Genomic DNA, 19,387 nt, shown 5'->3' with positions numbered 1-19,387 from the left:
CTATTATTGATAAAAGGCTGTAGCAATTGCTAGTGCTTTTAAAGGATCTTTGATTGAATCCAGTGTGTAAACAAGCTTTTCATCCTGCCACACAATTAAATTACCTGATTGATAGACATCTAGCTGAGCCATGCCATATTGCCTTGGAATAGGCAGCATGTGGTTTTCTAAATACGCTACTGCCTGCTTAGCAAGTTTGACACCTGCATCAGGATTATCAGTTCGTGTATGAGTGGCAATTGCCCATCGCCCTTCGTTCCAACCAGTCCATAATGAACCAGCGCCTGCATCTTGATAACCTTTTATATTGTAACCAAGATCAACCTCTTGCCCGCCATTTTGATTAAAATTATCAAATGCTATCTGTGTGCTTGCACCTTCCACACTTTTATATTTCTTGACCAGCAATCTTCCAATAACAGTCGCTGATTTCTTTAATCGAATATCGTTAATTGGCATATTCTCTTTGCTCTCATAAAAAATAACTTCAACCTGGTCGCCCTGTGTTCTTGCTGTAGCTGATAAAAATGTACCCTCTGCAATAGGTAACGTTGTTGGCATTTTTATTGGAACATTGAAATGTATCTGCTCCTTTATTTGTTGAAGAGCTTCAGTTGCTTGAACCGTATCAATTTGATCATTATTAGACAGTGCTACAGATGTACTTGTTTCAATCTCATGTTCTTGTGCATTCTTATTTCGTTCAGCACAAGCACTTAAGCTACAAATGCTTAACAATAAAAAGAGAAATACTACCTTTTTCAACATGTTAACCCCCATTTAAGAAATGCCTTCTCTCCATATTTTCCCCTGAAAAAGGTTAACTTAAACGCTTCAGCTATCGAAGTTCATTGATGCGCTTCGTCAGCTCATTAAACTTCTGATCGAGCATGGTGTAGTCCTTATCTTTTACTGTTAGAAAGCTCAGTTTGCCTAAAATCTCTTGTCTTTCCGTTTCAAGCTTTAAACGGAGAGCCGCTGTATCATCCACTTTATTCGGTGTGACTTCTGTCCACTTTTTCTTGATGTGCTGACCGTGAAGCTCCCAAACACTGTTCGTGACTTTTTCTAGAAAGAATCGATCATGTGAAACGACAAGCAATGTTCCATTATATTGAGTAAGAGTATGCTCTAACTGCTCACGAGAAGGTAGATCAAGATGGTTTGTCGGCTCATCTAAAATAAGAACATTTTTATCCTCTAAAATATAAGCCATCAGCTTACACTTTACGCGTTCTCCCATACTCATTTTGCCTATGGGAGATGTCCAATGTGTCAGTGTAAACCCTAAATTCTTCATCAAGTTGCGCACTTTAGCACGCTCTTCAAATGTCTCTTGATAAAAATATTGCTCTGGTGTCTGATCAAGTGGTAAATCAAATACTTCCTGTGTCAGATAACCAATGTTTGCAGCTGGTGATACCCATACTTCACCCTCAGCTTCTAGCTTGCCTAAAAGAACTTTTAAAAAGCTTGTTTTCCCACTTCCATTCTTTCCTGTGATAGCTATCTTATCTCCAAATTGAGCCGTAATATTCACATCGTTAAATAGTATGCGTTCACCAAATTTTAAAGATAAATGCTTGATTTCCAGTAAGCGTTTGCCGACTCGTTGATTCGTGCCTAAAGAAAAACGAATCTCTGCTTCTGGCTCCACTGCTTCCACTCTTGTCTTCGCAAGTTCAGCCTCTAATCGCTTTTTCTTAGATTTCACCTGAGAATCTAAACGCTTTGCTTTCACACGATGGTACTCCTTAAAACCTTCCAGTTTTGTTGACTGGGCGTGGCCCTTTTGTGACCAAGACGTCAGTTCCGACATTTGAGCCTCAATTCGTTCAATGTTTTTTTGCTGCTTCTCGTAGGCACGTTGCTGTGTTAATCGTCGGTGTTCCCTATCAGCCATGTAGCTTGTATAATTGCCATCATGTTCAATCAGGCTTTTTTCCTCAATAGACCAGATTTTTGTGGCAACCTTATCTAAAAAATAGCGATCATGTGATACCACGATGATTGTCCCCTTATAGTTTTGTACTTGTCTGATGAGGAATGCGGTACTTTGTTCATCTAAATGATTCGTTGGTTCATCAAGTAATAAAATTTGAGCATTCTGGGAAAAACCTTCTGCAAGACGCATTTTCAGCTTTTCACCCCCACTTAACGCTGCAAATGACACATTAGGTACCTGCCACTTAGCCAGCAGATCAGCTTCTCTTGCGGATACTTCTAGTTTGTCAAAATGAGCTAGCTCCTGTTCAACAAATGTAATTTTTAAAGCCTGTGCTCCCTGAATTACTCCCATAGTTGGTGATAATGTACCTTGAATCAATTGTAATAATGTCGATTTCCCAGCACCATTCCTCCCTATAATGCCGATGACTTCGCCTTTTTTTACTGTGCCTGTCACATGCTCAAATAACAACATATCCTTTATTTCATAACGTACATCCTGTAATTTTAAAAGTTCCTTCATACTATCCATCCTCTCAGTTGGAGGGACAAAAAAATCCCTCCAATTCATTTGGAAGGATTAGTCGCTACAATATCATACACAAATAAGCTCCAAACTATTGTGAAAACAAGCTTTGGAGTAGCTAATTATCGGCAGTGGTTTGCGAATATAAAGCAATTATTATGAAAAATGGGCAGACTAATCCTATTTTTGTTGTTCGTGAAATATAAAATTTCCTATACAAAAATTAAGATTAGTTATTCATTAGCCACCCATCTTCCCTTCATTCATCGTTATCGTCATTGTAACATCATTTTTTTAAAAATAAAACTCCATACCTTGAGCTAAGTCTATCTAAAACATTCATAGGAACGAATTTGGCTTCTAGAAATGGTACGGAAATACCAGCCATATCTTCGACTCCATCTAAAGCCAGCAATGATTTCCCTTCCTACAGCTGTTGGGAAAAACCAAAAACTTCTACCACTATTCATCCAAATATACGTATTTCTAAATAAACAGGAGCGTATACCACTAGAACCTTCTCGCCAAGCAGGAATTGGTGGTGAAAAACCTGGTGGTGTGCTTATGGGCATTTGTCCTGCGGGAGGGGGGCCGAAATGAGTTGGCCCAAATGACGTTGTTTCAAAATCATTATAACCTCCCCAACCACCAGGTCTTCTAAAATTATCTTCTCTAAATGGATTATTATACACACAAACCCTCCTTTTACATTATTCAATATATGTAAAAGGGCGATTCACCGTTGAGCCATTGCCCATTTACCAAAGGTTACCTAGTTCCTATTATTATATAATGGAAGGAAAATCATTCAAAAAGGAGTACTTATGAAAAAATTATTGATACTCTTATTAGCCCTGCTTATCTCAGGTAGTATGTGGATGCTGCTTGCTAAAAATTCAGTCTCTTCTTCCACAAGTATCCAAGCAAAGCTTGCTGATGTGAAAGATTACACATACTACTTAGATAAAGGCAACGATGCCATTGGCAAGAGCATGACGAAGTTAGATTTAGTGATTGTAGAACCTCTTGAAATGCAGCAAAAGTATATCGTCAATGCTCAAAAAAGCGGTACTTTAGTGTACGGCTATATTAATGTGATGGAAGCAGACAAATGGAATACAGCACTCTATCAACAATTGAAGGAAGAAGATTTTTATCGAGACAAACAGGGTGAAAGAATGTATTTTGCCAAATGGGATTCTTTTTTAATGGATTTGACTTCTACGCACTATCAAGACATTTTGCTAGCAGAAATAGAGCAGCAAATTGTTCAGAAAGGCTTAGACGGTGTGTTTTTAGATACGGTTGGTAATATCAATTCCTATTTACCTGAAGATGAACAAAAGTGGCAAAATGAAGCCATGTTATCTTTTATCCAACAAATCAAAAAACGACATCCAAATATATCTGTTGCTCAAAATTGGGGATTTCAAACACTCGCCGATTATACAGCACCATTTATTGATTTTATTATGTGGGAGGATTTTTCGTATCCTGTGGTAGGAAAAGATGAATGGTCACTCGATATGATGCAACAGCTTGTCCACATACGCAATAAATTTGGTACACAAGTGATGACAATTGGTTTTGAAGAAGAAGCAAAAAGCCGTGCTTTAGCTGAGAAGCATCACTTCAAATTCTTTTACAGTCCTGCTGGCTCTTACTATAATAGCTGGCAATCATCCTTACTTCCCTCTGACAAACGACTGTTTTGAGGGATATTTGTTTAAGAGCTCATCTCAGGGGTAGACTAAAAGAAAATCAGCTTGAGGTGATAGGATTGGATACGACCAATATGTATGAAGAACAAAAACATAAGCATGAAAATCGCTTTCAATATAAGCAGCGTAACATGTGGACTGGGATTTTATTTGGGCTTGGGGTTGTTGCATTTATAGATGAGGTGATTTTTCACCAATTATTACACTGGCATCATTTCTATGATAAGTCTACAGCAGCTATTGGACTAGTTTCAGATGGTTTATTTCATGCATTCAGCTTTTTTGCTACGATTGGATCTGCTTTTTTATTGGCTGATCTACATAGAAAACATGGGTTTTGGCTAAAAAGATGGCTAGGCGGTATTTTTCTTGGAGCAGGCTCATTTCAGCTTTACGATGGAATTATACAACATAAATTCATGAAACTTCACCAAATTCGTTACAATGTTGAAATACTTCCCTATGATATCGTTTGGAACATTTTGGCGGCGCTATTAATAATTATCGGTATTGTCTTACTGCTCCAAACAAATCAAAAAGATCGATAGGAGGTGGCGCATCTTGCATTCTCACGATGTTCATGCTCAAAACTTTCCTATGATGGTTCAGCTTTTACTGGCCTTGCCATTTGTTCTAGCTCTTATAGGCTATATTCTCGCTGTTATTATTTCGAATCAACATAAAAAACGATGGCCTCATTTCCGTACTATCTGTTGGATTGTTGGAAATGTCTGTGCTCTGATTACATTAATCGGCCCATTGGCTGCTCTTAGTCATATTCATTTTGACGCACATATGATAGGACATTTATTGCTTGGCATGCTGGCACCATTACTTATGGCTTTAGCAGCACCCATGACTCTGCTGTTAAGAACCTTACCAGTAAACAAGGCACGTATTCTCTCTCGGCTACTAAAAAATCCGTATGTTCGTTTTATTCGTCATCCAATTATTGCATCTATTCTAAATGTAGGAGGCCTATGGTTACTCTATACAACCTCACTTTTCAATTTGATGCATGAACATATACTACTGTATGTATTCATTCATCTCCATATTTTTCTAGCGGGTTATTTGTTTACTATTGCCTTTATTTATATTGATCCTACTCCACATTCATACTCTTATGTTTTTCGATCCCTTACATTAGTAGTAGCATTGGCTGCTCATGCCATATTGGCAAAATTTATTTTTGCAAATCCGCCTCATCATGTACCATCCACTGAGGCAGAACTAGGTGCTAAGATCATGTACTACGGTGGAGATGCTATTGAAATCCTTCTTGTGTATATTCTCTTTTATCAATGGTTTAAAAGCACAAGGAATAGTATTCACCCCAAAGCAGCTACTTCATCACGCTAATCTCGCCCTGTTGATTAGGCTAAATAGGATTGGATAATCCGCCAGTCCTCTAGCTTTTCAGTGAACGTTTTAATATTTTTCCCTGGTATTGGACTTGTTGATGGCATTTTTTTATAGGCTCGTCCTTCTAGAAGCCCTAAGCCAATATGCTTTTTAAAAACCTCAAATGCTTTCGCTCCATTAAAAAGCACTAATTGAATATTAGGGTATTGTTCAAAAAGGGTTTGAAAATCATTGGGCTTTTCATTGCGTATCGCTGCATCTAAACTTCCTTCACGTTCACAAGTTGCAATCGTGTCCCAAAGACCGATTGCATTGTTTTTTAATAAGTCTATTCTCTCTGTATAATCATTTGGAATCGCTATCTGTAATAACTCACCCATAATAGGCCAAAAGTGATTGCGTGGATTGCCATAGTACTGCTGTTTCTCTAACGATTGTTTTCCTGGCATGGATCCAACAATGAGCACCCTTGTTGATGAGTCTACAATTGGTAATAATATATTTTTTAATTCATTGGACACAACAATCACTCCTTTTCTCTATTGTAGCGGAAAATTCGAACCAGTAAGTAAATCTTGGCTTGAAATGAACAAGGGATGTTGGCATGAATGGTTCATTTTATACGACTGCACAATTTTGTAGCCTATACAGTAGCCTATCCAAGGTGGAAGGGCCCCCCCGTATAGAAATGGATGATGTTGTTTGATTCCTTGGAGTTGTAAATTCGGTAAAAAATGATGCTCCCATAAAGCTAAAAGTTCTTTTTCTGAGTAGGATTGTAACCAAGGAGCAATCCACCTTTCTCCGTATAAATCTTTCACCGCATCTTCTGCTAAGCCTTCTAAAATGAGAGAATCCAATAAAGTCATATCATCTAAAGTTTTTTTTAATATGTGTATACGACAAACATGGTTATATTCATGAGCAAATAATGCTTGAAGCTCCTGCTTTTCTAAATCACCCACAAATAAAAAAAGCGAATGAGGATAAGCGACACCATTTTTATTGGTTATCGTTTGCTGCTGAGTAATTGGGAAAATATAAATTGGTATTGATGGGCCATTCCATTTCCTCTGTAAGTATAGGAACTCCTGCTGTACACTGGCCCATAATTTTTGCCTCTTTAATTTTTCAACATCGACTTCCTCATGAGGTAAAAAAAGACCCTGTTGCTGTAATGTATAGTGAATTTCTTCTGGAAGCCCATCTCGAAATAGTTTGACTAATCGACCGCAAAGAATCGAGCATTGTAAGCTTGTTCGCTCATCCTTTCTAGTTGATTTTCTAGCACTTACAAATTCATCTAACCACTTATCCGTTGACACAACTGCCATATTATCACCTCTTCACAGCATATGTCTTGAATAGACAATCGGCTAGTGATAAATGCATCAAATCGCATATATTAGCTTGTAATGACAATGAAAGGAGGGATATGTGTGAATCCAGCTGATGCTTATAGTCTTTGCTGTAAATATCATGGTAAACGTGTTCGAATCTCGGATTCATCTGGTAAAGTACATGTTGGAGAAATCACAAGGGTAGATAGAAGACAGGTATGGATTCTACCTGATAGAAGATATAGTGGTTATGGTTTAGGGTTTTGGGGATTTGGAGGGTATGGAGGAGAAGGTTTTGGCTATGGAATTGCTCTAGGAACAATTTTAGGTATTGCGCTAGCTCCAATTATTTTCTTCTAATTCAAACCTTTTATTTAAATGAAAAAGAAGCCATTTCAAACATTCTTGAGATGGCTAATTTTTCATTATTGAACTTGTTCTTGTTGCTGTTTGCTTTCAATCAGCTCGGATATTGTAACAAATGTGTAGCCTTGCTTTTTTAATGCAGGTAGTATTTCTTCTAGTGCTTGAATTGTTTGTGTACGGTTCCCGCCACCATCATGAAATAAAATAACATCTCCAGGCCTTGTTCCCTTCATTACCTTTTGCACAATTTTCCTTACACCAGGCTCTTTCCAATCTTGCGTATCCTGATGCCAGGACCACATTACTACCTTATAGCCGTCCTTAACAGCAGCATTAATCATAGCATCCGTGTAATTTCCACCAACGGGACGGAATAAAACTGGGGAAAAACCAGTAATACTATAAATCGTGTCATTTGTCTTTTGAAGCTCCTCTTGCAATTTTTTGATGGAAACTTTAAATGGATGTGTATACGTATGATTTGCTAATTCATGGCCTTCTGTATAAGAACGTAAAACAAGCTCTGGATATTTTTCTGCATTTTTTCCAATAATAAAAAAGGTGGCTTTTGCATCATATTTTGCTAATAAATCTAGCACAGCTGCTGTGTATTTAGGATGTGGACCATCATCAAAGGTGAGTGCAACAATTTTATCCTCTGTTTTGATATCCCAAACAACTTCACCTGTCTCCTCATAATAAGGACGACCTCTATCTGCGTAGCCTTCCTGCACTAAAAATCCCGAGATGATTAAAAAGAAAACCATAAAAATGAATACGTAATTACGTGTCATAGCATCACCTCCCAAGTCCGAAATCACAGAACTCCGTCAACTTACTATTTACGAATTACCCGGAAATATACTTGTGAAGGATTGTCTGTTTTCTCCTTTTAATTATTTCAAAAAAATTTTAAACGTTCTTTATAATTTTGAACAATATGTGAAAATCTTTGAATAGTACTTTATTTTTTTATTTATTGATGTAAAATTAAATCAAATCTGATATATAACAGTTATTATAAATATATAAATGTTATGCAACACAATAAAGGGGATGACATATATGTGGATTATTACAGTATTTGAAGAAAACACTTATCGCATGTTTGAGTACAGTTCTAAACGTGAGGCAACAAATGCATTACATAAATTTAAAGAAACTGCTTTGCTTTCTTATACAAGATAAGAAAGGATAAATGGAATCTATTCATTTGAGTAGATTCCTTTTTGTTATAAAGTACCTCCGATGCTTCCCCCCTCATTCCTTTCATCCTTATACATCTAGCAACATATTTAGTTTTTTTTCATGAAAATGTCGAACACCTTGCTAGCCTTCACCATATGTATATAGAGAAAAGGAGTGATTTCAATGGTGACAATTGAACCTATTATGATTAAAGGGCATTTCTTCACTGCAGTAGTTGTTCAATTACCTAAAACAACATTACTAACTATTTCTAATGATACAGGCTACATTATGTGTGGTGCTTTAGATGTCGGCCTATTAAATAGTCGCTTAGTTGATCGGAAAATTATTGCTGGTCGTGCAGTAGGCGTGAAAACAATTGACGAGCTATTAACAGCTCCATTAGAATCTGTAACATATGAAGCAGAACAGCTTGGTATTACAGAAGGAATGACTGGTGTAGAGGCACTTTTAAAAATGATCTAATTGGCTAAAAAAGCGTCAACTAGACGCTTTTCTTTTTTGTTTGCTAACTATTTGAATAAGCAATTTCCCCATTTCCCATACTGTTGGACAAAGGGAGTTGTTAGTATGAATAGTAGGCAACATGTTAAAATACACGCCACCTTACTTATTATTGTTTTAATTGTTTTCATCTGGTCTGTTATAAAGCCGTCCTCCTATTTAGATTGGCTAGCTGAAGTCAGTCCTGGAATTGTGGCAATAACAGTCGTTGTTTGCATTTATCATAAATTTCGCTTTACCACATTTTCTTATTTTATTATCGCTCTCTTGTCGATCCTGACATTTATAGGTGGGCATTATACCTATTCGGAAGTCCCTCTTTTTAATTGGATAAAAGATGAATTTCATTTACAACGTAATCACTATGATAGGTTTGGCCATTTTTTAAAAGGTTTATTAGCCATCGTAATAAGGGAAATACTAATCAGGAAAACACCACTTACAAAAGGAGCTTGGCTTACAGGTATTACGATCAGTATTCTGCTCGCAATTGCTGCTTTTTATGAAATCATTGAATGGTTAAGTACAAGAATCTCGAAGGGAAGTAAAGGAGCAAAGGATTTTTTAGGCAAGCAGGGAGATAAATGGGATGCACAATGGGACATGTTTTTAGCCTTGCTGGGAGCTATTTTAGCTTTACTTCTATTCACAAAGCTCCATGACAAATTTTTAAAAAGAATAAACAAATCCTAAATATTTTTGCATAGCATGATTATATAACCTATGAAAGGTGGTATTAGATGTACTATGCACAGGTCAATCAACAAACACATCATCCATCACGTACTATGATTGTAATCGGCTATGGACAGGTAATGGCTACACCAAGCTCTGTACAATTACAAATTGAAGTCCAAACACAGGGCAACCATGTACAAGGTCCTCAACAGGAAAATGCGGCAATCATGAATGAAGTTATGCAATCACTTATCGCACTTGGTATTCCAAGAGAACAAATTCAAACGGCTAGTTATACAATCACACCACTATATAATTTCGAAGATGGCAAACAAATTTTTAATGGCTATGAAGTAGTCAACGCCATTTCCGTCAACGTTTCGGATACCAATGATTTGGGCTTAATCATTGATACGGCTGTAGAAAATGGGGCAAATCGAATAACCAATATTCAGTTCAAAATGGACCATACCGATGCTTACTATCAGCAAGCATTAAGTTTAGCGCTACAGAATGCTCAATTGAAGGCGAAAACAATAGCAGAAACTATGCACCTGCCTTTGCAGCCACTCCCTGTAGAGATTGTGGAAGAGCAGGCTAACACACCTATCCTTTATCGCTCTATGGCTGTATCCTCGGGAATCACGCCTATAGAACAGGGACAAATTGCTATTGATGCTACTGTTCGTGTAAAATTTCAATACTAAAGTTAGGAGCCTTCCGCTAGTCAAAGTGCAGAAGGCCCTCATTTATTTTACAAGTGTATTTTTTTCAATAAGGATTTCATCATCCTGAGTTTTAATAACCATATCAAAATGTTGGCAATGTGGATGCATAAATAATTCATATTGAATACGTCGCTCATCATGTGATTGTTTTAAATAATTTATATCTGTCCCTCTTTCAAGCACATCACGATCTGATCTTCTCTTAAGCTCTGTAGCCCCATCCGTATAAAAATAAATCTTTAAATCGAATAACTGCGGATCTATAAATGCTACACACATTCCTTCTACTATCGTGATCTGTTTTTTCGAAGATATTAATGTACTTTTCATATAATGTGTATCGATTGTCATTAAATCGAGTCCTACTCTTATCATCTGAACATCTCGCTCCAATGATGGCAGATGATGAGCAGCGGGATGACAAGCCGTCATTTTAAAACGATGATGCTCATTTTGATATGTATAATCAAGTATAGTTTGTTTGCGAATATCAGAATTCACAATATACGGATCAGTATTTAAATAATTCACTTCATCTTTATCTAAAGCATGTATAAGTTTTTTGGCAAATGTCGTTTTTCCAGCAGCTCCATGACCAGAAATGCCGATTATGATTTTTTTATCAGCTTGTTTAACCCATCTTAAAATTTCTTTTAATATCGTCTCCATCTTACTCTCCTTCACTATAAAAGGTATGGCAAGAAACAATTCCTACCATACCACTTAATATTAGCCTTCATTATACGGGGAATCCCATATTCGCTCTATCATTACTCCATTATGCTTAGGGCTTAGTAGAAAAACATCTGGGTTGCTTAAATTTTTCCAACAGTGAAAATCAACATCCTTATCATAATACTTCAGTAGCAAAGAGATGATATTGCCATGACTCACAATTAATGTATTATCAACATCCTGAGCAAATGCATCTTTTACAAGGTCTACAATTCGATGCATCGCTTCATTACTGGATTCTCCACCATCATATTTTAAATCCATATCAACAAATGTCGCCTGTAATTTTTCGTACCAATCTGGAAAATCTCTAGTACTTAAAAGGCGCTCCGAAAGACGTTCATCAATTTCAATCGTTATACTTTCTCTGCTACTTAATGGTTCAATGGATTGGATTGCTCGTAAGAAAGGGCTAGATACAATTCGATCAATTTTTAGATTCTTGAAAAATTCAGCTAAACTATTTGCTTGCTCTATTCCCTTCTGTGTTAAGGGTGCATCTAGTGATTGTCCTTGTGCTAGACAATGTCTAATGACATAAATTTTCCCCATAAAAACCTCCTAATTTAGAAAGTCATTTATAAACGATTATTATACCCCGTTTTCTAAATAGCTCCGATTTAAATGTTCCTATTCATTATCTCACTTGTTCTACATTTTTCCGCCCAAAATAATTCGTCCCTATCACACCAATAATAATCATGATGCCACCAATAAGATGATATAGATGGAAATCTTCCTGTAAAAATAAGACCCCTGCCAAAATAGTAATAAGTGTTGCAAAATTGCTAAAGACACTCATTTTAGATGCTTCCAATTTAGATAAAGCATAATTAGATAAATAGGATGTACCAAGTGAAGATAGTATACCTAAATATAAAATAGCGAAGACAAAATGAGCATGTGTTAATGGCTTAAAAAATTCATTGAGTGTTCCATTCATCATATGACTTCCAAGAGCCATTCCATTAAAAATAACAAATCCACACAATGTCATGACATATGTTAATGCTAGTAAAGAATATTTCTTGGTAAGCCCTCTAGCAAAAATATTATAAAGTGATGTCGCAATCGCTGATAGTAAAATAAATCCACTTCCTATGACATTTCCTGTAGTAGTATTTGCTCCATTCATCATTAACAGATAGATGACACCAAGTACGGACAAACTTACAGATACAAGTTGACCCCGAGTAGCTTTTTCCTTTAACAATAAACCTGCCAATGCTAATGTAAAAATAGGAATTGTCGCTTGAATAATTCCCGCCTCTGATGAGGAAATTTTAGCAAGTCCAAGCACTTGAAACGTAAAAAAAGCAATTGGATACAAGATGGCTAACGGTAATATTTTTAGTATGTCCTGCATGTTCATTATTAGCTTATTTTTTGTCATTACCATGATTATAACAATACCGATGAATGCAAAAGTAAAACGATGTGCAAGTATATCAATAGGACTTGCTACAGTCAACGTAACTTTCACAAACATAAATGAGAGCCCAATGACAAATGCATAAATTATTGCTGCTATATAGGCATTTCTATTTTCTGACATAGGATCGTACTCCTTCTTTAAACATTCCGGCCGGTATAGTTATCGTATTAAATAGAGAACTTATTGACGATATAAAAAAAACACATCTGTACCGATACAGATGTGCTGGAGGTTATGTATGCTTAAATACGAATGGATTTATTCTCAGCTCCTGACTCAGATCCAAACAGGCTCACTTCAAGCAGGGGCAAAACTCCCCTCGATTCGCCAGTTATCACAGCAATTTTCCTGTAGTAAGAGTACGATTTTAGCATCTTTAAAAAAACTGGAGGATCAGCATCTTATCTATTCAATGCTTAAAAGTGGCTACTATGTTGTTGATCATCAACTGCCCATCCAACCAAAAATGAAAAATTACATAGATTTTGCTACATCTTCGCCCAATTGGCATGCATTCCCTTATCAAGATTTTCAGCATTGTATTAATAAGGCCATCGACATATACCAAGCAGATTTATTTAGATATGGGACACCAAAAGGCCTACCGTCATTAATAGCGGAAGCAAAAAAACTATTAACAAGCTATCAGCTGTTTACAAAGGAAGAAAATATTTTCATTACTTCAGGTGTCCAACAATCTCTATCCTTGCTAAGTATAATGCCCTTTCCAAATGGTCGCTCAACGATCTTAGTGGAACAACCTAGCTATCATTTGTATATGGATTATTTAAAAACCTATGAACTTCCGGCAATGGGCATCAAAAGAACAACGGATGGCATTGATTTAGATGAATTAGAAAACATTTTTAGTAAACACGACATAAAGTTTTTTTATACGATGCCACGTCTGCACAACCCTCTAGGAACTTCCTATAGTAAAAAAGAAAAGGATTCAATACGAAAACTTGCCTATAAATATAATGTGTATATAGTTGAAGATGATTATTTAGCGGATTTTGAGCAAAATACAAAAATAGATCCCCTATTTACGGAGGATACACAGGATCGGGTTATTTATTTAAAAAGCTTTTCTAAAATTATGTTTCCTGGCTTACGTATCGGACTTGCCGTATTACCAAATGTTTTGATTAATACCTTTCAACAGTATAAAAATACCACTGATATTGATAGCTCCATGATCTCCCAAGCTGCATTAGAGCTCTACTTGAAAAGTGGTATGTTTGAACGTTATCAGAAGAAAGTCAGTGAAGCTTATGCAAGCCGAGCAAATCAACTTCAACAATCTATAGCAACTCATCTGGCAGACTATCAATCCTCAAAGGAAATCTGTATGCATAGCCATATCATTCTACCGAGACAGGTGAATACTTCTAAGATTATTGATCATTTGGCACAACAAAATATTTTGTTAGATCCTATTAAACGCAATTATTTAGATGCATTTTATCGGGAACGTATTATCAAACTAAATGTATCGAATATAGACGAATCCAAGATTGATGTTGGCATAAGGGAAATTGCGCTAGCCCTTCATAACACGAGCAATTATTTCTAAAGAACATTATTCATGAAACCTTATTGTAGCTCATATAATTAGACATCATAAATTGGTTCAATAAGGAGGATTCAATGCAATCTGAGAAATTGCGACTAAGGAAGATTCAACGTCTTGCATATGAAATTATGGATGAGATGCACAAAGAAAAGCATCGCACAGAAATGCACAAATTAATTCCGATTATTGATAACTTGTCGCGGGCAATTGGGGATTTAACAGATTCTGTTGGTAAATACTCACTGGATTATGTAGAAGAAAAAGTAAAAAATGCCCATGCTCTTTTATTTAACAAAGAAAAGGTAGATATTTATTAATAAAGACAGGGAAAAAGGGTAACCATATACATGGCTACCCTTTTGGCATTAATGCGTTTCAGGTTCGAATGTTTTACAGTCTGTTTCCTCGCTGTTGGAAGCATGTTGTCCCTTTTGGCTGACAACATAAATTTTTTCAGCTGTGCATTTGTTACCAGAATCCCAAAATGTGCAGTTATTGACTTCACAAAGAATTTCTTGTGCCATCGTCTCACACCTCCTCCTTGTTATCTTTAACAAATTAGAGGTAATCAATACGTTATTCAAAAAAGTCATCTTGCACTTTTGTCAGTGCTGTCTGATTCACTCCATACTGAAGTCTAGATTAGTAGGATGATTTGATAAATGTTCCTGCGTAAGCATATTTGTTGAGGGTACCTTGTTGTCAACTTCTTCAAAACGGAAGCCATCTGCCCAGACTTTACCCGAACCAATTAGTAACACACCAAAATAAATGGAATTACCTTCTTCAGGTACGTCTAAGACAATAGAATAATGATTCCATTCAGTAGAACCTGTCACAGGGCGTTGATCCATATTATCAAATTGAATCGTATCACCTGTACCATTGTCAATACGCATCCATGCACCACACTTTGTAGCATCTGCCGTCTTTAAGTAGCATGACATTTTCAAGCGTTTCCCTTTATAGTCAGCTGCCTGAAAACCCTGCATCATTGTAGCAAATTGACCATGATTTGCTGAGGCAGTTGTGGAATACAATACTCCTGAACGCTTCCCTGAATGAAATACCTTGTCATCTGTATGAAATTTATACAATTCGGGATTAGCACCACTCAACACCCAACCTTTAACCTGTTCAACTGTTTCCATGTAATGTTCCTCCTCCATCATATTTAATGATTGCATTACTTTTCGATACTTTCCTGGTGGTAAAGCATAAACTTCTTTAAAGGCTCTTGTAAAAGCCTCTTGTGATTGAAACTGAAGTGTTACAGCAATCGTTAATATCGATACATTAGAGTACATCAAATAACTCGCTGCCATAGCTAGCCGACGTATACGAATATATTCACCAATCGTAATTCCCGTTTCTTGCTTAAAAATTCGGCTTAGATGGTACTTCGAATAGCCAGCAGTATTAGGAAGACATTCAAAAGAAATTTCTTCCATCAATTGCTCCTCGATATAGGCAATAGTTCTTTGTGTCGCTTGACTATACTCCATGTTACTCACCTCATCTTTATCATAATGGAGAAGGAAACAGATTTTTTGATGGAGGTTGCTAAATTTAGCTTAATCAATTATTTTTGTTGGTGTTGCTTCTTGCACAACGATGAGACCATCATAAGCTTCCTCAGGTGTCATTTTAATGGTGTACAGCATTTGTGTCAGCTTATACCACGGACGAAAATCATCGCCGATATTGCCCATTCTTTGCTTTTTGGAAAGAATATTCGCCAGCTCCTTCGATTGTTTGGCAGCTTCAAAATCCACATAAAAGATGTTATTATCAATGTCACTAAAGGCATCCACTAAAGCATTGTGATGCTCAATCGTATATTCCTTTCGTGCTCCAGACCCATTTTGTGCCTGGAATGTATTTTTCACAAAGTCTGTGCCAATCGCAAAATATTGATCTTTATATATCTCACTTAAATAATGCCCCATCGATTGATAGCCTGCCATCGTAGCAGAAGTTTTCTCAATATGACCATTATGAGCAGACATTAATACTTTATCATGACCTTGTGTTGCTTCATATTCAACAATCCATTGTAAATTTTCAGCTAAATATTCGTCCCTTAAATTCATATAATTACCATCATTTAAAAATAATTGCGTACGCTGCTTCATAATTTGCGCATATTGAACAGCAAATGCGAATTCATCCTTTGAAGATTTTTGCTCATACATCGCTTTGTTTGATTGTAAATCGTTGATTATTGTATCAATGGTTTTATCAAGCTCAAGTAGCTGACTATCCGATAAATCTCTCATCGTTTTGTTGGAAACATGCTCTAGCTTAGTCGTGAATTTTCGTGCATTGTCAGCATGTACCTTGGCGTAAAAATCAAGTAACCCCTTTTTGCTGTAATCATAGCGTTGCATATCATTTCCATAAAAGTAAATTTTATCTTGAACATCAACTGTCTGATTATAGTCATGCATCCACTGCACAAACTCTACCATTTGTTCTGTTTTGTAGATGCCATAGTCTAACGCTTTTATAGCTTCCTCCGCCGTTCCGACACCGTTTTCGATAAATTGATTTATCTGCTGGGCCCCACCAAAATCTCCTTCTAAAACGAAAACATGGACATTTTCATTTTTTATCATCGCTTCAAATACATCTTTTTTTAATGTTTGAAATTCGATATTGCCATGTGTTGCTTCCCCAAAACCAATAATTTTTACATCATCAGGAATGTTGATATCTTTAATTTCATTCGTATATTGTGCGGCATCTTTTACTGCCTCTCTCTGTCCACATCCTACTAAAGCTACTAATAGCATCGATGCAGTTAAAAAACGTAAGCTACGTTTCAGCATTCTCATTCTCCTTTTAGCTTAAATAGATTTTCGCTGGAAATAGTAATATCCTCCGAGGAAAAATACGATGAATCCGCCACCTACTACGGTTAACAATTGCTCCCACGGTACAAAGAATACATCGTCTGTATTGCCCCCTATATACATCATCGAAAAGGGTTGTGCCCAAGGATAATACGGACCAATTCTTTCAGAATTCACTGCTAAAATTGATGGTAAAGTAAATATGACATTAACAGCAAATGGAGCAGCAAAGCTTTTAAACATAATGGACATCCACAATTGCAAGGCTACTAATGGCAATGTCGCTACCCAGCCTCCTACTATGCTTTTCCAAACAATCTCCATAGGAAAAGAATCTGTATAGCCTTTTACCATCCCAACAGCAAAGACCGAGCCTAAATACAATATCTGCATTGCTAAAACAAGCAGCATAATCAATATGTATTTAGCTACAAATACTTTCCCTCTTGTTACTGGTAATGCTAAAAGTTGCTTCCATCCACCAGACTGATGTTCATACCTACAAATAAGACTGGTAAAAACACCAGAAATAAGAGGTAAAAATAATAGAGCATATGTTAAATTCATCGAAAATAACGATATATACCACTCATTGATTTCAATCCCCTGCATGTTGTCCTCTAAATTAGCGGATAGTCCTATAAAAAGTCCAATCATGGGTCCTGCTAAAATAATTGGTACCATTTTTGATTTACGTAACTTAAACCACTCAGCTTGAAGTAAAGCAATCATTATTTCACGTCCCTTCTTGCAAAATCAACCATGCCGATAATATAGAGTAAGATACCAATTCCTACGCCTAATAAGACATTGATCATCGGCTCATTCCATTGGTTCATCAATGATGGCCATTTCCATATCATCCAATCTGGAAGAACATAGGAAGAATAGGTAAAAATCACCCCAAAAATGCCTACAGTTATAGGAATCCCTTGATTATGACTTACACTCGCTATCCACAATTGAAGTGCCAAGATAGGTAATGCTGCAAAAGCAGGGAAATAACTATATTTGGCTAGCTCCATGTAAGGTACCGTGTCACCTAATTCTAAAAACAACCCGTAGCTCAGCGTAAAAAACATTAATAACGTTGAGGCGAAGAATAGTAAGATAGCTAACAACGTAAATTTAGACAAATACACGGTTAATTTCGAAATAGGTAATGCAATGAGCTGCTTCCAAGCATTGGTCTCATTTTCAATGCTTGCTATGAATGACGTAAGAATGGCAATACCCAAGACTATGGCAAGCGGTGTAAATGAATGCACATTTAATAAGAAATAGCCCCAATCATCCTCACTTTGCTGTAAGAGATAATCCTTTCTTACTCCATAATTGACCATTTGCAGAGCAACCACCCCTAAAGGGCCAATAAGCGTTAGAAGCCATAATCCTTTACGTTTGATTTTTAAGAAGTCAGCAGTTAATAGCTTTCCCATCATATCCCCTGTTCTCCCATCGTCATTTGGAGGAATATATCCTCCAATGAACGTTTCTCTTCCTCGACTCGGAATACCGATATACCCTCCTGAACAAGAACTTGGACAATATGAGCAACCTTTTCATCCGAGCACTCTTCTAAGAAAATCACACCACCCTGATAATCTGCCTTAATACCATTTGCTAATAAGAAGCGCCATCCTTTTTCACCATTGTTTACTTTAAAGGTAACCTTTGGTTGGGCAAATCGACGCATAGCCTCAATAGAATCTTGGAAAATTAATTTCCCTTTCGAAACAATCCCAACTTGTGTTGCCATTTGATCAATCTCTGATAATAAATGGCTGGAGATTATAATGGTCATGCCATATTCCTCTGGTAATCTTTTAATTAAATTACGAATCTCTATAATGCCTGAAGGATCTAGGCCATTCGTTGGTTCATCTAAAATAAGTAATTCAGGACTATGTAGTAAAGAAGCAGCAATACCAAGACGTTGCTTCATTCCTAAAGAGAAACCTTTGACCTTTTTATGGGCAGCTTCCTTCAAACGGACAATTTCCAAAACTTCATCGATTCGAGTTTTCGGTACACCTAGTATTTTTCTTAGTGCCTCTAGATTCTCATATGCTGTTAAATGTGGATAATAAGAAGGGTTTTCCACCAACGAACCAATCTTAGCTAAAATTTGGATACGTTCCTTCGTAATATTCTTTTCAAAGACTTTAATTGTTCCAGAAGATGGCTTCATTAAACCTAGAAGCATTCGAATTGTAGTCGTTTTACCTGCCCCATTCGGACCTAAAAATCCATATATTTCACCTTTGCGTATTTGCAAGTTCAAATTTGATACAGCTTGCTCTTTTCCAAAGCTTTTTGATAAGTTTTGTGTTTGTACGATATATTCCAATGTCCTCACCTCTTTAACTATCTTAAAAAGGGAAGTTTAAAAAAAGGTATGG

Annotated in this window: 25 protein-coding genes; 10 read left to right on the top strand and 15 right to left on the bottom strand. The window is 36.6% G+C overall.

Features of this window, described 5'->3' with window-relative positions:
* Positions 1-3: 3 nt before the first annotated feature.
* The 3 genes from VK91_RS15555 to VK91_RS22545 all read right to left on the bottom strand — a co-directional run bounded on the left by VK91_RS15555 (position 4) and on the right by VK91_RS22545 (position 3,165).
* Positions 4-768, bottom strand: a complete 765-nt coding sequence (locus VK91_RS15555; RefSeq protein WP_231595682.1) for a hypothetical protein — start codon at positions 766-768, stop codon at positions 4-6.
* A 70-nt stretch (positions 769-838) separates the two neighbouring features.
* Entirely contained in the window at positions 839-2,470 is a 1,632-nt protein-coding gene (gene abc-f / locus VK91_RS15550) for a ribosomal protection-like ABC-F family protein (protein ID WP_048394070.1), read from the bottom strand.
* Between the two features lie 329 nt (positions 2,471-2,799).
* The gene (locus tag VK91_RS22545; protein WP_082148158.1) at positions 2,800-3,165 is read right to left on the bottom strand and encodes a hypothetical protein; all 366 of its coding nucleotides are present in this window, start codon (positions 3,163-3,165) and stop codon (positions 2,800-2,802) included.
* A gap of 132 nt (positions 3,166-3,297) precedes the next feature.
* Between VK91_RS22545 and VK91_RS15540 the strand changes: the two genes are divergently transcribed.
* From VK91_RS15540 to VK91_RS15530, 3 genes are all read left to right on the top strand, one after another.
* Positions 3,298-4,188 (top strand): endo alpha-1,4 polygalactosaminidase, encoded by an 891-nt coding sequence (locus VK91_RS15540; protein ID WP_048394066.1) that lies wholly within the window; start codon positions 3,298-3,300, stop codon positions 4,186-4,188.
* Positions 4,189-4,268: 80 nt separating this feature from the next.
* Positions 4,269-4,742 (top strand): DUF2243 domain-containing protein, encoded by a 474-nt coding sequence (locus tag VK91_RS15535; protein ID WP_181574671.1) that lies wholly within the window; start codon positions 4,269-4,271, stop codon positions 4,740-4,742.
* 13 nt (positions 4,743-4,755) lie between these two features.
* Positions 4,756-5,556, top strand: coding sequence for a cytochrome c oxidase assembly protein (locus VK91_RS15530; RefSeq protein ID WP_048394062.1), 801 nt, complete (start codon positions 4,756-4,758; stop codon positions 5,554-5,556).
* Between the two features lie 14 nt (positions 5,557-5,570).
* Here VK91_RS15530 and VK91_RS15525 read toward each other — a convergent pair whose 3' ends face one another.
* Positions 5,571-6,080: a DNA-deoxyinosine glycosylase gene (locus VK91_RS15525; RefSeq protein WP_048394061.1), complete on the bottom strand. Its 510-nt coding sequence runs from the start codon at positions 6,078-6,080 to the stop codon at positions 5,571-5,573.
* 18 nt (positions 6,081-6,098) lie between these two features.
* Positions 6,099-6,893 (bottom strand): DUF2268 domain-containing protein, encoded by a 795-nt coding sequence (locus VK91_RS15520; protein ID WP_048394058.1) that lies wholly within the window; start codon positions 6,891-6,893, stop codon positions 6,099-6,101.
* Between the two features lie 105 nt (positions 6,894-6,998).
* On the opposite strand from VK91_RS15520, the gene VK91_RS15515 reads away from it, so the two are divergent.
* Complete coding sequence (locus VK91_RS15515; RefSeq protein WP_004231722.1) at positions 6,999-7,259, top strand: hypothetical protein; 261 nt, start codon at positions 6,999-7,001, stop codon at positions 7,257-7,259.
* A gap of 65 nt (positions 7,260-7,324) precedes the next feature.
* On the opposite strand, the gene VK91_RS15510 is transcribed toward VK91_RS15515, so the two are convergent.
* Positions 7,325-8,059 (bottom strand): polysaccharide deacetylase family protein, encoded by a 735-nt coding sequence (locus tag VK91_RS15510; protein ID WP_053075725.1) that lies wholly within the window; start codon positions 8,057-8,059, stop codon positions 7,325-7,327.
* Between the two features lie 271 nt (positions 8,060-8,330).
* Between VK91_RS15510 and VK91_RS23240 the strand changes: the two genes are divergently transcribed.
* The 4 genes from VK91_RS23240 (at position 8,331) to VK91_RS15495 (ending at position 10,363) form a co-directional block, all read left to right on the top strand.
* Positions 8,331-8,453: a hypothetical protein gene (locus VK91_RS23240; RefSeq protein WP_004231718.1), complete on the top strand. Its 123-nt coding sequence runs from the start codon at positions 8,331-8,333 to the stop codon at positions 8,451-8,453.
* Positions 8,454-8,636: 183 nt separating this feature from the next.
* Positions 8,637-8,939 carry a YunC family protein gene (locus VK91_RS15505; protein ID WP_004231716.1) on the top strand — a complete coding sequence of 101 codons (303 nt, stop codon included), beginning with the start codon at positions 8,637-8,639 and terminating at the stop codon, positions 8,937-8,939.
* 105 nt (positions 8,940-9,044) lie between these two features.
* Positions 9,045-9,671, top strand: a complete 627-nt coding sequence (locus VK91_RS15500) for a DUF2238 domain-containing protein (RefSeq protein WP_048394057.1) — start codon at positions 9,045-9,047, stop codon at positions 9,669-9,671.
* Positions 9,672-9,718: 47 nt separating this feature from the next.
* Positions 9,719-10,363 (top strand): SIMPL domain-containing protein, encoded by a 645-nt coding sequence (locus VK91_RS15495; RefSeq protein WP_048394056.1) that lies wholly within the window; start codon positions 9,719-9,721, stop codon positions 10,361-10,363.
* Positions 10,364-10,405: 42 nt separating this feature from the next.
* Here VK91_RS15495 and VK91_RS15490 read toward each other — a convergent pair whose 3' ends face one another.
* The 3 genes from VK91_RS15490 to VK91_RS15480 all read right to left on the bottom strand — a co-directional run bounded on the left by VK91_RS15490 (position 10,406) and on the right by VK91_RS15480 (position 12,674).
* Complete coding sequence (locus VK91_RS15490; protein ID WP_048394054.1) at positions 10,406-11,053, bottom strand: uridine kinase; 648 nt, start codon at positions 11,051-11,053, stop codon at positions 10,406-10,408.
* Positions 11,054-11,113: 60 nt separating this feature from the next.
* Positions 11,114-11,671, bottom strand: coding sequence for a histidine phosphatase family protein (locus VK91_RS15485; protein WP_048394052.1), 558 nt, complete (start codon positions 11,669-11,671; stop codon positions 11,114-11,116).
* A gap of 85 nt (positions 11,672-11,756) precedes the next feature.
* Positions 11,757-12,674 (bottom strand): DMT family transporter, encoded by a 918-nt coding sequence (locus tag VK91_RS15480; protein WP_048394051.1) that lies wholly within the window; start codon positions 12,672-12,674, stop codon positions 11,757-11,759.
* Positions 12,675-12,792: 118 nt separating this feature from the next.
* Between VK91_RS15480 and VK91_RS15475 the strand changes: the two genes are divergently transcribed.
* Positions 12,793-14,130: a PLP-dependent aminotransferase family protein gene (locus VK91_RS15475; protein WP_048394049.1), complete on the top strand. Its 1,338-nt coding sequence runs from the start codon at positions 12,793-12,795 to the stop codon at positions 14,128-14,130.
* A gap of 74 nt (positions 14,131-14,204) precedes the next feature.
* A complete protein-coding gene (locus VK91_RS15470; RefSeq protein ID WP_004231701.1) occupies positions 14,205-14,447 on the top strand; it encodes a hypothetical protein in 243 nt (80 codons plus the stop codon).
* A 48-nt stretch (positions 14,448-14,495) separates the two neighbouring features.
* On the opposite strand, the gene VK91_RS22540 is transcribed toward VK91_RS15470, so the two are convergent.
* The 6 genes from VK91_RS22540 to VK91_RS15445 form a co-directional block, all read right to left on the bottom strand.
* Complete coding sequence (locus tag VK91_RS22540) at positions 14,496-14,654, bottom strand: DUF1540 domain-containing protein (protein ID WP_004231699.1); 159 nt, start codon at positions 14,652-14,654, stop codon at positions 14,496-14,498.
* A gap of 96 nt (positions 14,655-14,750) precedes the next feature.
* Positions 14,751-15,635 (bottom strand): helix-turn-helix transcriptional regulator, encoded by an 885-nt coding sequence (locus tag VK91_RS15465; protein ID WP_048394047.1) that lies wholly within the window; start codon positions 15,633-15,635, stop codon positions 14,751-14,753.
* A gap of 69 nt (positions 15,636-15,704) precedes the next feature.
* Positions 15,705-16,961 (bottom strand): erythromycin esterase family protein, encoded by a 1,257-nt coding sequence (locus VK91_RS15460; protein WP_048394045.1) that lies wholly within the window; start codon positions 16,959-16,961, stop codon positions 15,705-15,707.
* A gap of 18 nt (positions 16,962-16,979) precedes the next feature.
* Complete coding sequence (locus VK91_RS15455) at positions 16,980-17,717, bottom strand: ABC transporter permease (protein WP_048394044.1); 738 nt, start codon at positions 17,715-17,717, stop codon at positions 16,980-16,982.
* Positions 17,717-18,427 carry an ABC transporter permease gene (locus tag VK91_RS15450; protein ID WP_048394043.1) on the bottom strand — a complete coding sequence of 237 codons (711 nt, stop codon included), beginning with the start codon at positions 18,425-18,427 and terminating at the stop codon, positions 17,717-17,719. Before VK91_RS15450 ends, VK91_RS15455 begins: the two co-directional genes overlap by 1 nt.
* Positions 18,424-19,335: an ABC transporter ATP-binding protein gene (locus tag VK91_RS15445; RefSeq protein ID WP_048394042.1), complete on the bottom strand. Its 912-nt coding sequence runs from the start codon at positions 19,333-19,335 to the stop codon at positions 18,424-18,426. The genes VK91_RS15450 and VK91_RS15445 overlap by 4 nt, the downstream gene beginning before the upstream one ends.
* Positions 19,336-19,387: the final 52 nt, after the last annotated feature.

It is taken from the genome of Lysinibacillus sp. LK3 (assembly GCF_001043675.1).
Lineage (GTDB): Bacteria > Bacillota > Bacilli > Bacillales_A > Planococcaceae > Lysinibacillus > Lysinibacillus capsici.
This window is presented reverse-complemented; position numbering and strand designations above follow the sequence as displayed.

Bases quoted from the DNA above. Each gene is read 5' to 3' on its own strand.
- VK91_RS23240 (WP_004231718.1), top strand. From the start codon at position 8,331: ATGTGGATTATTACAGTATTTGAAGAAAACACTTATCGCATGTTTGAG.
- VK91_RS15455 (WP_048394044.1), bottom strand. From the start codon at position 17,717: ATGATTGCTTTACTTCAAGCTGAGTGGTTTAAGTTACGTAAATCAAAA.
- VK91_RS22540 (WP_004231699.1), bottom strand. From the start codon at position 14,654: ATGGCACAAGAAATTCTTTGTGAAGTCAATAACTGCACATTTTGGGAT.
- VK91_RS15520 (WP_048394058.1), bottom strand. From the start codon at position 6,893: ATGGCAGTTGTGTCAACGGATAAGTGGTTAGATGAATTTGTAAGTGCT.
- VK91_RS15465 (WP_048394047.1), bottom strand. From the start codon at position 15,635: ATGGAGTATAGTCAAGCGACACAAAGAACTATTGCCTATATCGAGGAG.
- VK91_RS15505 (WP_004231716.1), top strand. From the start codon at position 8,637: ATGGTGACAATTGAACCTATTATGATTAAAGGGCATTTCTTCACTGCA.
- VK91_RS15510 (WP_053075725.1), bottom strand. From the start codon at position 8,059: ATGACACGTAATTACGTATTCATTTTTATGGTTTTCTTTTTAATCATC.
- VK91_RS15480 (WP_048394051.1), bottom strand. From the start codon at position 12,674: ATGTCAGAAAATAGAAATGCCTATATAGCAGCAATAATTTATGCATTT.
- VK91_RS15555 (WP_231595682.1), bottom strand. From the start codon at position 768: ATGTTGAAAAAGGTAGTATTTCTCTTTTTATTGTTAAGCATTTGTAGC.
- VK91_RS15450 (WP_048394043.1), bottom strand. From the start codon at position 18,427: ATGATGGGAAAGCTATTAACTGCTGACTTCTTAAAAATCAAACGTAAA.
- VK91_RS15485 (WP_048394052.1), bottom strand. From the start codon at position 11,671: ATGGGGAAAATTTATGTCATTAGACATTGTCTAGCACAAGGACAATCA.
- VK91_RS15535 (WP_181574671.1), top strand. From the start codon at position 4,269: ATGTATGAAGAACAAAAACATAAGCATGAAAATCGCTTTCAATATAAG.
- VK91_RS15475 (WP_048394049.1), top strand. From the start codon at position 12,793: ATGCTTAAATACGAATGGATTTATTCTCAGCTCCTGACTCAGATCCAA.
- VK91_RS15500 (WP_048394057.1), top strand. From the start codon at position 9,045: ATGAATAGTAGGCAACATGTTAAAATACACGCCACCTTACTTATTATT.
- VK91_RS15490 (WP_048394054.1), bottom strand. From the start codon at position 11,053: ATGGAGACGATATTAAAAGAAATTTTAAGATGGGTTAAACAAGCTGAT.
- VK91_RS15470 (WP_004231701.1), top strand. From the start codon at position 14,205: ATGCAATCTGAGAAATTGCGACTAAGGAAGATTCAACGTCTTGCATAT.
- abc-f (WP_048394070.1), bottom strand. From the start codon at position 2,470: ATGAAGGAACTTTTAAAATTACAGGATGTACGTTATGAAATAAAGGAT.
- VK91_RS15540 (WP_048394066.1), top strand. From the start codon at position 3,298: ATGAAAAAATTATTGATACTCTTATTAGCCCTGCTTATCTCAGGTAGT.
- VK91_RS15460 (WP_048394045.1), bottom strand. From the start codon at position 16,961: ATGCTGAAACGTAGCTTACGTTTTTTAACTGCATCGATGCTATTAGTA.
- VK91_RS15495 (WP_048394056.1), top strand. From the start codon at position 9,719: ATGTACTATGCACAGGTCAATCAACAAACACATCATCCATCACGTACT.